The 14,729-nt window shown below is 67.3% G+C and carries 14 protein-coding genes; 7 read left to right on the top strand and 7 right to left on the bottom strand.

The window, feature by feature from the left end; genetic code table 11:
* Nucleotide 1: 1 nt before the first annotated feature.
* The 4 genes from glcE to BLP96_RS10080 all read left to right on the top strand — a co-directional run bounded on the left by glcE (nt 2) and on the right by BLP96_RS10080 (nt 3,819).
* Nucleotides 2-1,102: a glycolate oxidase subunit GlcE gene (gene glcE / locus BLP96_RS10095; protein WP_089685724.1), complete on the top strand. Its 1,101-nt coding sequence runs from the start codon at nt 2-4 to the stop codon at nt 1,100-1,102.
* 18 nt (nt 1,103-1,120) lie between these two features.
* Nucleotides 1,121-2,392, top strand: a complete 1,272-nt coding sequence (gene glcF, locus BLP96_RS10090) for a glycolate oxidase subunit GlcF (RefSeq protein WP_089685722.1) — start codon at nt 1,121-1,123, stop codon at nt 2,390-2,392.
* Nucleotides 2,393-2,443: 51 nt separating this feature from the next.
* Nucleotides 2,444-2,845 (top strand): GlcG/HbpS family heme-binding protein, encoded by a 402-nt coding sequence (locus BLP96_RS10085; protein WP_089685720.1) that lies wholly within the window; start codon nt 2,444-2,446, stop codon nt 2,843-2,845.
* A gap of 71 nt (nt 2,846-2,916) precedes the next feature.
* Nucleotides 2,917-3,819 (top strand): DMT family transporter, encoded by a 903-nt coding sequence (locus BLP96_RS10080; RefSeq protein ID WP_089685906.1) that lies wholly within the window; start codon nt 2,917-2,919, stop codon nt 3,817-3,819.
* Nucleotides 3,820-3,822: 3 nt separating this feature from the next.
* On the opposite strand, the gene BLP96_RS10075 is transcribed toward BLP96_RS10080, so the two are convergent.
* The 4 genes from BLP96_RS10075 to BLP96_RS10060 all read right to left on the bottom strand — a co-directional run bounded on the left by BLP96_RS10075 (nt 3,823) and on the right by BLP96_RS10060 (nt 8,260).
* The gene (locus tag BLP96_RS10075) at nt 3,823-4,662 is read right to left on the bottom strand and encodes a carbohydrate ABC transporter permease (RefSeq protein WP_089685719.1); all 840 of its coding nucleotides are present in this window, start codon (nt 4,660-4,662) and stop codon (nt 3,823-3,825) included.
* Between the two features lie 34 nt (nt 4,663-4,696).
* Nucleotides 4,697-5,584, bottom strand: a complete 888-nt coding sequence (locus tag BLP96_RS10070; RefSeq protein ID WP_089685717.1) for a carbohydrate ABC transporter permease — start codon at nt 5,582-5,584, stop codon at nt 4,697-4,699.
* A 221-nt stretch (nt 5,585-5,805) separates the two neighbouring features.
* Nucleotides 5,806-7,095, bottom strand: a complete 1,290-nt coding sequence (locus tag BLP96_RS10065) for an ABC transporter substrate-binding protein (protein ID WP_089685715.1) — start codon at nt 7,093-7,095, stop codon at nt 5,806-5,808.
* A gap of 4 nt (nt 7,096-7,099) precedes the next feature.
* Nucleotides 7,100-8,260 carry an ABC transporter ATP-binding protein gene (locus BLP96_RS10060; protein ID WP_089685713.1) on the bottom strand — a complete coding sequence of 387 codons (1,161 nt, stop codon included), beginning with the start codon at nt 8,258-8,260 and terminating at the stop codon, nt 7,100-7,102.
* Between the two features lie 229 nt (nt 8,261-8,489).
* Here BLP96_RS10060 and BLP96_RS10055 point away from each other — a divergent pair, with 229 nt between their 5' ends.
* Together BLP96_RS10055 and BLP96_RS10050 are read left to right on the top strand one after the other, a co-directional pair.
* On the top strand, nt 8,490-10,061 hold the full coding sequence (locus BLP96_RS10055; RefSeq protein ID WP_089685711.1) for a bifunctional GNAT family N-acetyltransferase/carbon-nitrogen hydrolase family protein: 1,572 nt from the start codon (nt 8,490-8,492) through the stop codon (nt 10,059-10,061).
* Nucleotides 10,062-10,064: 3 nt separating this feature from the next.
* Complete coding sequence (locus tag BLP96_RS10050) at nt 10,065-10,880, top strand: M90 family metallopeptidase (RefSeq protein WP_089685709.1); 816 nt, start codon at nt 10,065-10,067, stop codon at nt 10,878-10,880.
* On the opposite strand, the gene BLP96_RS10045 is transcribed toward BLP96_RS10050, so the two are convergent.
* The 3 genes from BLP96_RS10045 to BLP96_RS10035 all read right to left on the bottom strand — a co-directional run bounded on the left by BLP96_RS10045 (nt 10,867) and on the right by BLP96_RS10035 (nt 13,367).
* Nucleotides 10,867-12,030 (bottom strand): DUF4236 domain-containing protein, encoded by a 1,164-nt coding sequence (locus BLP96_RS10045; RefSeq protein WP_089685707.1) that lies wholly within the window; start codon nt 12,028-12,030, stop codon nt 10,867-10,869. The two genes, BLP96_RS10050 and BLP96_RS10045, sit on opposite strands and share 14 nt — an antisense overlap.
* Before the next feature lie 81 nt (nt 12,031-12,111).
* Nucleotides 12,112-12,477, bottom strand: coding sequence for a hypothetical protein (locus BLP96_RS10040; protein ID WP_089685705.1), 366 nt, complete (start codon nt 12,475-12,477; stop codon nt 12,112-12,114).
* Nucleotides 12,474-13,367, bottom strand: a complete 894-nt coding sequence (locus BLP96_RS10035) for a LysR family transcriptional regulator (protein WP_089685703.1) — start codon at nt 13,365-13,367, stop codon at nt 12,474-12,476. The genes BLP96_RS10040 and BLP96_RS10035 overlap by 4 nt, the downstream gene beginning before the upstream one ends.
* 126 nt (nt 13,368-13,493) lie before the next feature.
* Here BLP96_RS10035 and BLP96_RS10030 point away from each other — a divergent pair, with 126 nt between their 5' ends.
* A complete protein-coding gene (locus BLP96_RS10030) occupies nt 13,494-14,669 on the top strand; it encodes a TauD/TfdA family dioxygenase (protein WP_089685701.1) in 1,176 nt (391 codons plus the stop codon).
* Nucleotides 14,670-14,729 lie beyond the last annotated feature (60 nt).

The following is a 14,729-nucleotide window of genomic DNA, read 5'->3' as shown; positions in this document are numbered from 1 at the left end:
CATGGCTAGCACTGCACCCACCGACTATCCCGGCCACGACGCCAGCGCCGCGCTTGGCGAGCGTCTTCGCCAGGCCGCCGCCGAGCGCACTCCGCTACGCATCGTCGGCGGCGACACGCGCCACTTCTACGGTCGTCCGGTGGAGGGCGAGACCCTATCCACCGCCGAACACCACGGCATCACCTTCTACGACCCGGTGGAACTGGTCGTCTCGGTGCGTGCCGGTACGCCGCTCACCGAGCTGGAAGCGGCGCTGGCCGAGCACGGCCAGATGCTCGGTTTCGAACCGCCGCGCTTCGGTGAAGCCAGCACCGTCGGTGGCATGATCGCCACTGGACTCTCGGGACCGCGCCGTCCCTGGGCCGGCGCAGTGCGCGACTTCGTACTCGGCATCCGCCTGATCAACCACGAGGGCATCGAGCAACGCTTCGGCGGCCAAGTGATGAAGAACGTCGCCGGCTACGACCTGTCGCGGCTGATGGTCGGCGCCCAGGGCTCTCTGGGCGTGATCGGCGAGGTATCGCTGAAGGTGATCCCGCGCCCGCTCACCACCCAGAGCCTGCGCCTGGAGCTACCGCTGGCCGATGCCCGCCAACGCCTCGCCGAGTGGGGGCGCGAGCCGCTGCCGATCAGTGCTGCCGCCTGGCTAGACGGTGCATTGCACCTGCGTCTCGAAGGCGGCCCCAGCTCGGTGGCCGCGACCCGTGAGCGCATCGGCGGCGACGACCTGGACAACGCTTGGTGGGACGCCCTGCGCGATCTCGCGCTGCCCTTCTTTTCCGCCGACGATGCCCGGCCGCTGTGGCGCCTCTCGCTGCCGCATCGTGCCCCCGACCTGGGGTTGGCCGAGATCGACGACACGGCCATGCTCCACGACTGGGCCGGCGCCCAACGCTGGCTGCGCGCCGAACTCGACTCCGAGGCGTTGCGCGAGGCGTGCCGCGAAGCCGGCGGCCACGCTACCTGCTACGGCCCCCGCGTGGCCGGCGTCGAGCCCTTCACACCCTTGTCCGCGGTGCTGATGAAGTACCACCGCAACCTAAAGGCCGAACTCGACCCGCACGGCATCTTCAACCCTGGCCGACTCTACGCCGACCTCTGAGATTGACGAGAAGCTGACATGCAGACGCACTTCACCGAGGAAGCCCTCAAGCAGCCGCACATCCGCGAGGCCGACCGCGTGCTGCGCAGTTGCGTGCACTGCGGCTTCTGCAACGCCACCTGCCCCACCTACCAGCTGCTCGGCGACGAGCGCGACGGGCCGCGCGGGCGCATCTACCTGATGAAGCAGATGCTCGAGAACCCGGACGACGACGGCCTGGTGACCGAGCAGACCCGGCTGCACCTGGACCGCTGCCTGACCTGCCGCAATTGCGAGACCACCTGTCCATCGGGCGTGGAGTACCACAAGCTGCTCGACATCGGCCGTGCCGAGATCGAACGCCGCGTGCCGCGCAAGGCCAGCGAGCAGGCGCTGCGCTTCGGGTTGCGCAAGGCCCTGGTCGATCCTCGACGCTTCAAGGCACTGCTCAAGCTGGGGCTGACCTTCAAGCCGCTGGTGCCGGGTGCGCTCAAGAACAAACTGCCGCCGGCCCCGGTGGATGCCGGCACGCGCCCCGACCATCAGCAGCACGCCCGACAGATGTTGATCCTCGAGGGCTGCGTCCAGCCGGGACTCTCGCCCAACACCAACGCTGCCACGGCGCGGGTTCTGGACCGCCTGGGCATCGGCCTCACGCCGGTCAGCGAGGCGGGTTGCTGCGGGGCCATCGACTTCCACTTGAACGCCCAGGACGACGGCCGGGCACGAGCCAGGGCCAACATCGACGCCTGGTGGCCCCACATCGAGGCCGGGGCCGAAGCCATCGTGCAGACGGCCAGCGGCTGCGGCGCCTTCGTCAAGGAGTACCGCGACATCCTCGCCGACGACCCGGCCTATGCCGAGAAGGCGGCACGGGTCAGCGAACTGGCCAAGGACCTCGTCGAGGTGCTGCGCGACGAGGATGTCGCGCCGCTCGCCATCAAGGAGAGCCGCAAGCTGGCCTTCCACTGCCCCTGCACCCTGCAGCACGCCCAGCGGCTCGGCGGCGCCGTGGAAGCCGTGCTGGTCAAGCTCGGCTTCACCCTCACCCCGGTGGCCGACGCCCACCTGTGCTGCGGTTCGGCGGGCACCTACTCCATCACCCAGCCGGAGCTCGCCACCCAGCTGCGCGATAACAAGCTCGACAACCTGGAAGCGGGGCATCCGGAAACGATCGTGACCGCCAATATCGGCTGCCAGACCCACCTGGCCAGCGCCGGCCGCACCGAGGTCAGGCACTGGATCGAGATCGTCGATGAGGCCCTTGCCCCGGCCACGAGCGACGGGTCTCGAGCAGCCCGTAGCCCGTAGCCCGTAGCCCGTAGCCCGTAGCCCGTAGCCAATATCAACCAAGGAGTCCCGATGAATACCAAGCCCGTACTGACCCTCAGCGAGGTCAACGCCCTCCTCGACGCCGCCCAGCAGGAAGCCGAGGCCAACGGCTGGAAGGTGACCGTCGCCGTGGCCGACGACGGCGGCCACCTGCTCGGCCTGCGCCGCCTCGACGGCGCCCCGGCCATGACAGTGGGCATCGCCACGGAGAAGGCGCGCAGTGCCGCCCTGGGCGCCCGCGAAACCCAGCAGTTCGAGGAAATGATCAACGGCGGCCGCAACGCCTTCCTCTCGGTGCCGCTGCAGGGAATGCTCTCCGGCGGCGTACCGGTATGGGTCGAGGGTCAGATGGCCGGCACCGTGGGCATCTCCGGCGTCAAGCCCGACCAGGACGTGCAGATCGCCAAGGCGGCCGTTGCCGCCATCGCCTGACGCCCACCTCTGACGTATCCTTGAAGCCCCGCCTCGTGCGGGGCTTCACGCTTTCCACCGTCGAGGATGCCATGCCGCTGCTGTACTTGCTGCCACCGCTGGGCGCCGTGCTGATCTGGTCCGGCAACATGACCATCAACCAGCTCACTGTGGGCGCCATCGCACCGAGCAGCATCGCGTTCCTGCGATGGGTGCTGGCACTGGCCGTGCTCACTCCCTTCGTCGCCCCCAGCGCCTGGAAGCACCGGGCCACCATTCGCCGTGAATGGTCCAAACTGGCCATCCTCGGCATGCTCGGCATGGCGCTGTGGCAGGGCCTGGCCTACGTCGCCGCGGAGACCACCAGCGCCACCAACATGGGCATTCTCGCCGCCATGGTGCCCTTGCTCACCGTGCTGCTCAGCGCCCTGATCCTGCGTGAAGCGCCGACCCTCGGCGGCACTCTGGGCGGCGGCGTGGCACTGGTCGGCGTGCTGGTGCTGCTGGGCCGAGGCAATCCGGCCTCCTTGCTCGGCCTCGAGGTCGCGGTGGGCGATGCGCTGATGGTGATCGCCGCCACTTGCTACGCCCTCTACGGGGTGATGCTCAAGCGCTGGCCGCTGGACCTTCCGCCCTGGGTGGTGCTCTATGCCCAGGTGTGCTTCGCCGTGCTCTTGCTCCTGCCCCCCTACCTGCTGGGGCCCATGACGCCGGTGGATGCCGGCAACGTCGGGCTGATCGTGTACGCCGGCATTCCCGCCTCGATCGTCACCACCTACCTGTGGATGCGCGCCATCCGCCAGATCGGTGCCAGCCGCGCCAGCATCTTCATCAACCTGATGCCGCTGTTCAGTGCCATCATCGCCATGCTCGCCCTGGGCGAACGGCTGGCCGTCTTTCATGTCATCGGCGGCGCCCTGGTGCTCGCTGGCGTGCTCATGGCCCAGACGCTGACCCGGCCGCTGCTGGCCGCGCGGCGACAGCGCCTGAGCTGAGACTCAGCGAATTCCCGCCCGCAGGAAGGACTGCACGAACTGACGCTGGAAGAGCAGGAAGGCGACCAGCAGCGGTGCAATGCTGAGCAGGGTGGCGGCACTGATCGTGGCCCAGTTGACGCCCGTCTCCGGTGCCGAAAAGATCCCCAGCCCCACGGTGAGCGGGCGGCTTTCCACCGAGTTGGTGACCACCAGCGGCCACAGGAAATTGTTCCAGTGGTGGCTGATGGAGACCAGCCCGTAGGCCAGGTAGGTGGGCTTGGCCAGCGGCACGTAGACCTTGAGCAGCACCGCCATCCAGCCGCAACCCTCGACACGGGCGGCATCTTCCAGCTCTCGCGGGATGGTCTTGAAGGTCTGGCGCAGCAGGAAGATGCCGAAGGCGCTGGCCACGTAGGGCAAGCCGATGCCGGCGATGGTGTCGACCAGCCCCAGGGAGCTTGCGATACGGTAGTTCTCGACGATCAGCACCTCGGGAAACACGAACAGCTGGATCAGCACCAGCATGAACAGGAAGTCCTTGCCGGGAATGGGAAAGCGAGCGAAGGCGAAGCCCGCCAGGGTGCATACCACGAACTGTGCGGCAACGATGCCGGTGACCAGCAGAAAGGTGTTGAGGTAATAGCGCGCGAAAGGCGCCTGCTCCCAGGCATCGGCAAAGTTGTCCAGGGTCAGCGGCGCCAGCAGGTCGAAGCGCACCATGAACTCGGCCGGGTGGAAGGCTGCCCACACGGCATACAGCAGTGGAAATATCCATACGATCGCCAACAGCCAGGCGGCCGTCGTCTCCAGCCTGGGCAGGTAGGCGCCGAAGCGAGTCGCGGGGCTGGCGGTAGCGATCATGGTCGTATCCCCGGCAGCAGCATGGTGAATGCTCTCATTGGTAGTGGGTCCGACGGTCGAGCACACGGAACTTGATGGTCGCCACCACGGCCAGCACCAGCAGGATCACTACCGTGATGGTAGCCGCATAGGTGCGGTCGAAGAACGAGAAAGCGTTCTCGTACACGTAGTAGAGCAGCAGGTTGGTGGCATTGTTGGGCCCGCCCTTGGTGAGAATGAAGAGGTGATCGACCACGCGCACGGCGTTGATCAGCGCATTGATCAGCACGAACAGCGTGGTGGGCATCAGCAGCGGGAAGGTCACCCGCCAGAAGTAGCTCCAGCGGCCGGTCCCCTCCAGGTTGGCGGCCTCCTCGAGCTCCGGCGGGATGCTCTGCAGTGCCGCCAGGTAGAAGATCATGAAGAAGCCCGCCTCCTTCCAGATGGTCATCACGATCACCGAGCCGAGCGCCACCCCCGGATCGCCGAGCCAGTTCGGCCCGCTGATGCCCAGGCCCTCGAGCAGGTGGTTGAACAGCCCGATCTGCGGTGCATAGAAGAACATCCAGATGTTGGCCGCGGCGATCATCGGCAGGATGGTGGGCGTGAAGTAGGCCATGCGCACCAGCCCTCGTCCCGGCAGTCGGCCGTTGACGAACAGCGCCATGCCCAGCGCCAGGGCGATGGAGGCAGGAATGGTACCTAGCGCATAGAAGAGGTTGTTGCGCGCCACTTGCCAGAAGGTGGCGTCCTCGATCAGCACCCGATAATTCTCCAGCCCGACGAACGCCGGCGGCGCACCGCGAAAGCCGGGCAGGAAGAGACTGTTGATCAGTGTGGCGACGGTAGGCAAGTAGGCGAAGGTGCCGAGTAGCACCGCCGCCGGCAGTAGCAGCAAAGCGCCGTAGATCTGCATGCGGCGATCGGAGGTCGGGTTCGCCATGCTTCGTCCTGTCTTGGGGTTACCGGGGACAGAGGCCACTCAGGAGGCGCTGTGAATCCCTCCCTGGAGCGTCATTTGCCCTGCGGCGTTCTTGCATTCCACTCCGCTCGCAGGGCCGACGCTGGCCATCCATGGCCAACCCACCCCTGGCAAATGACCGCTTCATTGACCTGCCCCGGCGCTCCCTGTTTGCGTTTGCGTCGGCAACGGCTATCAGAACGTCAGCGCGCGTAGCGGCGCAGTGCCGCATCGGCCTCGGCCTGTGCCTGGTCCAGCGCTTCCTGAGGCGTCATCTGGCCGGTCAGCGCCGCCTGGACGGCATTGTCCAGCGCACGGCGCACCCGACCGCCCTGGTAGGTGGCGAGCTCCGCCGTGGCGTGCTCGAGCTGGTCGCGAGCCACCGCCGCCGGCGGGAACTCCTCGACGTATTCCCGCAGCGCCTCGGTCTCGTAGGCGGCGGGGCTGACGCCCATGTAGCCGGTCTCGATGGACCAGGCGGCAGCCCGCTCCGGGGCGGTCATCCAGCGAATGAAGGTCATGGCCGCACGCCGTTCCTCCTCGCTGGAATCCTTGAAGAGGTAGAAGTTGCCGCCGCCGGTAGGGCTGCCGCGCTGAGTGTTCATGGGCAGCATCGCCACGCCGAAGTCGAAGTCGGCCTCGTTCTTCACCGCGGTGAGGTTCCCGGTGCTGTGCCACATCATCGCAGTGGACTCCTCGATGAAGTTCTGGCGCAGCGTGCCCCATTCGAGGGTACCGTCGGGCATCGCCTCGTGCTCGCTGGCCAGCGACACCCAGTACTCCAGAGCCTCCACGGCCGCCGGGTCATTGAAGTAGACCTCGGTCCCGTCCTCGCTCATCAAACGATGGCCGTTCTGAAAGGCGAAGGCCTGGAACATCCAGTAGGGGTAGCCGGTAGAGGGCACCATCACGCCCCACTGGTCGTCCTCGCCCGCCTCGCGGATGGTGGCCGCCATTTCGGCCATCTCCTCCCAGGTCTCGGGCGGAGTGTCGGGATCGAGCCCGGCCGCCGCGAAGGCCTCCTTGTTCCAGTAGAAGACGATGGTCGAACGCTGGAAGGGGATCCCGTAGGTCTGGCCGTCCAGCATGCCGTTCTCCATCAACGCCGGGTAGAAGCTGTCGACCCACTCGCGCTCCTCTTCGCTCTCGACCACCTCGTCGAAGGCGACGATGACGTCCTGCTCGAGCAGCTCGTAGAGGTCGATGGAGAACATCACCGAAAGCTGCGGCGAGTCACCGGCCTCGACGGCCGACATGGCGCGCACCCGGGTGTCGTCGTAGTTGCCCGCATAGATGGCATCGACCGCGATGTCGGGGTGCTCGGCCTCGAAATCGGCGACCAGGCCGTCGATCACGTCGGTCAGGGCCCCGCCGACCGCGACCGGGTAGTACATGGTGAGCTCTACCGGCTCCTGCTGGGCAGTGGCTTGACCGGCGACCAACAGGCCGGCGGCGGCCAGGCCGCTCAGGGTACGGGGAAGAAAAGCACTCATGGGTTCACTCCTGTGGGTGGATGCCGTGCGGGGAGGACACGCTCAGTGCCTCGTCCGGCGTCAGCGGATGCGGCGGCGCCGCGACATCGTGACCGGCGAGCGCCAGACGCTGCCCGCTCTCGCCGTCGAAGAAATGCATCGCTCGAGGCTCCCACTGCAACCGGCAGGCATCGCCGGGCCGCCGATCAGGCACCCCCGGCACCCGGGCACGCAATTGCTGGGAGCCAACCTGCAGGCGCACGATGGTGTCGGCGCCCAGATACTCGGCATCCACCACTTCGGCCGGCACGCCCGGGGCCTCGGTCGGCGCCAGTTGGATCGATTCGGGACGCAACCCCAGCCAGTGCCCCTTGGCGGCATGACTGGCGACATGACAGCGAGGCTCGCCATCGATCACCGCGCCGTCCGCCGCTGCGGCCAACGCCACCAGATTCATCGCCGGGCTGCCGATGAAGCTCGCCGCAAAGGCCGTGGCGGGGCGGTCGTAGAGTTCGCCGGGAGTGCCGTCCTGAACGATGCGCCCCTCCTGCATCAGGATCACACGATCGCCCATGCTCATCGCCTCCACCTGATCGTGGGTGACGTAGATCACCGTCATGCCCAAGCGCTGCTGGAGCGCCTTGATCTCGCGTCGCATCTCGCCACGCAGACGCGCATCGAGATTGGAGAGCGGTTCGTCCATCAGGCAGATGGGGTGCTCGGAGATGATCGCCCGGGCCAGCGCCACCCGCTGGCGCTGACCGCCCGAGAGCTGGGCCGGCTTGCGTTCGAGGTACTCGGTGAGCCCGACCAGTTCGGCCACCCGAGCGAGACGCTCGCTGCGCTCGGCCTTGGGTACCTTGCGGCTGCGCAGGCCGAAGACGATGTTGTCGGCGACACTCAGGTGAGGAAAGAGCGCATAGGACTGAAAGACCATGCTGATGCCGCGCTCACCCGGGGCCAACGGCGTCACGTCGCGCTCGGCGATCCAGATCCGCCCGCCGGAGGCCGGTTCGAGTCCGGCGATCATGCGCAGCGTAGTCGACTTGCCGCAGCCCGAGGGCCCGAGCAGGATCACGAATTCCCCCGGCGACACCGTGAAGGAGATGCCATCCACCGCTGCCGCCCCGGCCCAGTGCTTGCTGACGTCGTCGAGAGTGATGCGCTTGTTGTTGTCGTTGCTCATGCCTTGCCCGGTATCGCTGTGCCATGCCCTGACAGGCAGGCGAATCACCTGCTGGGCCACTGTGCTCCCCTCAAGCGTAGCCGCTCGTGCCGGTTTGTCCTCCATGCAGGATGCGCACGCCTCATGACCCCGCGATGACCGACCGATGACGCATCGGTGACATCTCGCAGGGCGGCCGGGCGAGCGTGCTAGAATGCCTCACCCCCTAGGCTCAGGAAGAAGACGCTCCATGTCCCTTGACGACCTGCACCTGAACCTGCGCAACCTGACGCAGGAGGACTACCCCCAGCTCAAGACGCTGATGGACGCCGTCTATGACGACATCGGCGGCGCCTGGCCCCGGCATACCATCGACCGGCTGATCCAGGAATTCCCCGACGGCCAGATCGCCATCGAGGACGACGGCCGGCTGGTCGGCGTGGCGCTGACCGTCAAGGTCGACTACGACGAGTTCTCCAACCCCCATCGCTACGACGACCTGATCGGCAATCGCGAGATCATCCTCAACGAGTCGGAGGGCGACGCGCTCTACGGGCTGGACGTGCTGATCCACCCCGACTATCGCGGCTATCGCCTGGGCCGGCGCCTCTACGAGGCGCGCAAGGAGCTGTGCCGCTCGATGAACCTGCGCGCCATCCTCGCCGGCGGACGCATCCCCCAGTACCACGAGCACGCCCACGAACTCTCGCCCAGCGAGTACATCGAGAAGGTGGCACGCAAGGAAATCCACGATCCCATTCTCTCCTTCCAGCTCGCCAACGACTTCCAGGTCAAGCGCCTGCTGCGCAAGTACCTGCCCGAGGACGAGAAGTCACAGGGCTACGCGACCCTGCTGGAGTGGAACAACATCCTCTTCGAGCCCGCCGAGCGGGTACTCGAGAACCGTCCCACCCAGGTGCGGGTAGGCGCCGTGCAGTGGCAGATGCGCGAGTTCGAGTCCGTGGAAGCGGTGCTGCAGCAGGTGGAGTACTTCGTCGACGCACTCTCCGACTACCAGAGCGACTTCGCCGTCTTCCCGGAGCTGTTCAACGCCCCGCTGATGGGTCTTCAGGATCGCGCCGCCCAGCAGGACCAGCAGGCGGCGATCCGCTTCCTGGCCGGCTTCACCGAGCAGTTCGTCACCGAACTGTCGCGCATGGCGGTGGCTTACAACATCAACATCGTCGCCGGCTCGATGATCGAGCTACGCGACGACGACCGCCTCTACAACGTCAGCTACCTGTGCCACCGCGACGGCACCATCGAGCACCAGGACAAGCTGCACATCACGCCCCAGGAGCGCCGCGACTGGGTGATCGACGGCGGCGACGAGCTGCGCGTCTTCGATACCGACGCCGGACGGGTGGGCATCCAGATCTGCTACGACGTGGAGTTCCCGGAGCTGTCGCGCCTGCTCGCAGACCAAGACCTGGACATTCTCTTCGTACCCTTCTGGACCGACACCAAGAACGGCTACCTGCGAGTGCGCCACTGCTCGCAGGCGCGCGCCATCGAGAACGAGTGCTACGTGGTGCTGTGCGGCAGCGTGGGCAACGTGCCCTCCATCGAGAACCTCGACATCCAGTACGCCCAGTCGTCGGTGTTCTCGCCCTCGGACTTCGCCTTCCCCCACGACGCCGTGCTCTCCGAGACCACGCCCAACACCGAGATGGTGATGTTCTCGGACCTCGACCTCACGCGGCTCACCGTGGTGCGCGCCGAGGGCTCGGTGACCAACCTGAAGGATCGCCGCAAGGATCTCTTCGACCTGCGCTGGCGCGACTGGTCGTGGAAGTCGGGGGCCGACCTGGAGGAGAACTGAGCCGTGCTTGGCCGCCTGAAACGGTGGCGCGAAGCACGCTTCGCCACCCGCCACCCTCTGCCCGAGACCGATTGGGCCGAGGCGCGCACGCGCCTGCCGCTACTGGCGGCGCTCACCGACGGCGAGGCCGAACGGCTGGGCTGGCGGGCCTGGCGATTCCTGCACGCCAAACGCATCAGCCTGCACCCGGATCTGGCCGAGCGCACGCCCTTCGACCGGCCAGCGCAGCTGGCGCTGGCCGCCCAGGCCTGCCTGCTAACCCTGGGCTGGTCGGAGGTCGACCACGACGATGCACTTGCCGGGGTGCACGAGATCCAGATCCTGCCCGACGCCTTCCGTCGCCAGGTGGAAGAGATGGACGAGTTCGGAGTGATGCACGCCTACGAGGACGAGCGAGCCGGCGAGACCTCCCACCAGGGGCCGGTGGTGCTCTCCTTCACCGACCTCATGGAAAGCGGCGACTTCACCGGGTTCAACGTGGTGATCCACGAGCTCGCCCACAAGCTCGACATGGGCAACTCGCTCGACGTCGACGGCTTCCCGCCGCTACCGGGCGACATCGATCCCCGGGTGTGGCATCGCGTGTTCACCGCGGTGTGGGACGACCTGCAGGCGCACCTCGAACGCGGCGATGACACGCCCATCGACGACTACGCCGCCAGCCACCCCGGCGAGTGCTTCGCGGTGTGCTGCGAGCACTTCTTCACCGCCCCGGACGTGCTCCACGCCGCCTACCCCGAGCTCTACGCCCTGCTCGCACGCTACTTTCGCCAGGAGCCGCTGGCACGGCTACGATACGCAAGCCCTAAACCAGCTTGAACGGCTCGATATCGCGGAAGATGCCCGTCTTGGTCATGTCTCGACGTAGCGTGAAAGCCTCCACGACAACGACCGGATCGGTCTCCTCCAGCCCGTCGAAGTCGGTCTTTTCCCACTGCTTTCGGGTGACCTTCACGCTGTAGAGGTACTGGTCCCGCTCACGGCCAGAGGCCGGGTCGGTCACCAGGCGATAACCGGAGACGCGGGCCTCCTCGATGGCGGGAAGACGAGCGAAGACCGCGCCCAGCACGCGACAAGCGATGCCGTGCACGTGGTCGCGATAGAGCCTGCGCTGCCGAGTGGCGCTGAGCCGTTTGGGGGTGAGCTTCACTTGCTTGGCAGGCATGGTCCAGAGACGGTCCGGCATTTCGTCTTCCGCGGGTAACTCGACGTCCACCGCAATGGTGCGATCGTCCTGTCCCAGGTCGAAATCGATGACGGTCTCGCGCGGCCAGTCGATCTCCTCCAGCCGCTCGCGCAGGGTCTGCTCCATCGCATCCCGGTCATGCCACACCGCCTCGCTCTCTCGGCGTTGGCGTGCGAATTCGGCGGCGTCGTATTCGGCCTTGCGCCATTCCCAGTCGCGGTAGGCCTCATCGAATGCCGCCTGCCGACGACGATTCTCCGCCTCGCGGCGCCGCTTGGCTGGCGGCCACAGCGCGTGCCACCAGGCCGCGGCTCGAAACGTCGGCGACGCAGGCGGCGCCTCGTCGAAATGCCGCGGCGTGTAGCCGTTGGTCTGCGGGTGCGGCGTTTCCTCGTGCAGCCGGCCCAGGTGCTCGAGATCCTCGTTCAGACGGCGGCAGTAACGCTCCAGTCGTTCGCGCAGCGCTGTCCGTGCATGGCGACGAAGCACGCGCGATTCGCTCTCCGTCATGGGCGTGCCGTCGCCATAGAAGTAACGGATGGTGCCCTGATCACCGATCTCGAGCCGCACGAAAAGCGTCTCACCGTGTGACAAACAGGTCTCCAGGGCAGCGGCCAAGCTGGTACGCCCGTTGCCGCCGCGAGGCCGACCCTCGCGCCCGCCGCTCGCCTCCGTGCTGGGGCTGGCACCATCCGAACCCACCGAGAGCTCCAGGCTGCGCTTGCCCCGATTCAGCCGCATGCCCGGAGCCAGTGTGATTCGACGTGGGAAACGAAAACTCAAGGCGACCTCCTTGTCGGTCCATTCAAGGGAAGGCGTTGCAACCGCACGGCTCCGACCGCCAGTCGAAGTCGCCACATCGGCTCAATCGTCAGGCCGGGTCGACCAGCGCCGCACGCCCTGCTGCGGCAGGCGATCCGGACACGCCAGCCGACGGGTCGACCAGGTGATCTGGCCACGCTGGCGACACACGTCGGGACCTCCTCGATCTGCTGGGAACGCCAGGCCACGCCACCGCTCCAGCCATTCGCCATCGACGAGCACCCCGATTTCCACGTCTCGCCCGTAGCGTTCGAACTTCCGGTCTCGCCACGGAGCGCGCTCCTGCCAGCTGCGTGCGGGCTCGACGCTAGGTCCTTCGCGCCCCTTGCGAGCATCGGCCAGCGCGACCCCGGCCATGACCGACCACACGACGGCAACCGTCAGCGCAACGCTGCGATATCGACTCATGCTCGTTCTCCCCCTGACGACGGCCATGGCCCCGTCGGCTGCAACCATTCCCACAATAGCAGCACATCGGGATGGTCGCTGTGCCGCGCCGGCCGCACCAGCCAGAAGGCCTCTTCGCTGGGCACGGCCAGGGAAAAGGGCGCCACTAGGTCGTCACGGCCCTCGAGCAGGCGTCGATGGGTCAGCGCCACGCCGCCACCCCGGCTAGCCAGCGTCAGGGTCATCACCTGGTTGTCGCAGGTCAGAGCCGGGCACGCCTGCTCGAGCCCGGCCACCCCGGCCCGTTCCAGCCAGGTCGTCCAGCCCACGGCGAAGCCCACCGCGTGCAGCAGGGTACGGCCGGCAAGGTCGGCCGGCTCATGCAGCATCGTCGCCAAGGACGGCGCACAGGCCGGCAACAGACTCTCGTCTCCCAGCGACACCGCCTGCATGTCCGCCCAGTCGCCCAGCCCGTAGCGAATCTCCAGGTCGGCGCCCTGGGGACCGAAGTCGTCGGGCCAGATGGCGCTGACCAGGCGCACGGCCACTTCCGGGTGGGCGCGGTGGAAATCCAGCAGGCGCGGCGCCAACCAGCTCTGCTGGATGACCGGCGTGGTGCGCAGGGTCACCGCCCGCGACGGCGTACCGCCGAACACTTCCTGAGTGCCCTCGGCGAGCCGCGCGAAGGCGTCGTGGATGCTGGGCAGCCAGGCCTGTCCCGCCGGGGTCAGCGTCAAGCTGCGCGGGTGACGCACGAAGAGCTTCTGCCCCAGGCGATCCTCGAGCAGCCGGATGCGCTGGCTGATCGCCGCCTGGGTCACGCCCAGCTCACGGCCGGCAGCGGTGAAGCTGAGAGTGCGCGCTGCCGCCTCGAAGGCCTGCAGCCAGATCAGGGGAGGCAAGGCATCCATGAGAAAGTAAGCTATAAGCTGAGTTTGGCCATAGGGGCCAGATTAATCGTTTGTCAGCGTCGTTACCACATCCCACCCTATTGAGCCTTGATCGTCATCAACCCGTCAGCAACCGTGGAGGCTCGGATGCACACTGCCCCTTCCCCTGATGCGCCTGTCGACTCGCCGGCCATGCACGAGCTCGCGCCCTATGCCGATGCTCCCCGGCTTCGCGACGCCCGGTCCAGCGCCGATGGGCTCCGCCTGACCTGGGAAGACGATGCCCAGGCCCGGTTGCCCTGGCTGTGGCTGCGCGACCACTGTGCCTGCACCGAATGCCGGCATCCGCAGACCCGCGAGCGCCTGGCATTGCCGCGGGCCGATATCGACCCGGCCAGCGAGACCCGCCTGGAAGGCGGCCACCTGCTGCTGACCTGGCCCGACGGCCACGAGAGCCGCTTCGACGGCAGATGGCTGCACCAGCGTCGCCCCGGCAGCACGGCCATCTCGCCATTGCCCGCCCCGCGACCGTGGAGCGACGATTACCGCCTGGCGCGGGTCGCCCACGCCGCCTTCACCGGCGGCGTGGACGGTGAACGCGCCTGGCTCGAAGCGCTGCTGCGCGACGGCTTGGTGCTGCTCGAGAACGGCCCGCTCGCCGACGAAGAGGTGAGCCGGCTGGCCACGCGCATCGGCCCGCTTCGCGCCACCAACTTCGGGGCTCGCTTCGACGTCCAGTCCAAGCCCAACCCCAACAATGCCGCCTACACCGCCATCGCCCTGGCCCTGCACACCGACCTGCCCAACTGGCAGCACCCGCCGGACATCCAGTTGCTGTATTGCCTGGAGAACGACGCCGAAGGCGGCGAATCGCTGTTCGCCGATGGCTACCAGGTCGCCGAGACGCTCCGGCAGGAAGACCCGGAGGCCTTCCGCCTGCTCAGCGAGATGCCCATCGACTTTCGCTTTCAGGACGAAGACCAGGACATCGCCGTGTGCGCACCGATCCTGACCTGCAATGCCGAGGGCCGGGTCGTCGACGTGCGCTTCAACAACTGGATTCGCGACACCCTGCGCCTGCCCGCCGAGGTCATCGAGCCCTGGTACCGCGCCTACCACCGCTTCTGGACGCTGCTGCACGAGCCGCGCCATCAGTTGGACCTGACCCTGCGTCCCGGCGACATGATCGCGTTCGACAACCGCCGCGTGCTGCACGGCCGCGGGGCCTTCGACCCCAACACCGGGCGGCGCCACCTGCAGGGCACCTACCTGGACCGCGACATGCTCGAGTCGCGCCTGCGGGTACTGGCTCGCCATCCCTGACTCCGCACGCAAGCTTCCACTGACCCCGCCGCCACTCAAACCAACCACAAGGCGCCGGTG

Source organism: Billgrantia gudaonensis (assembly GCF_900100195.1).
Lineage (GTDB): Bacteria > Pseudomonadota > Gammaproteobacteria > Pseudomonadales > Halomonadaceae > Halomonas > Halomonas gudaonensis.
This window is presented reverse-complemented; position numbering and strand designations above follow the sequence as displayed.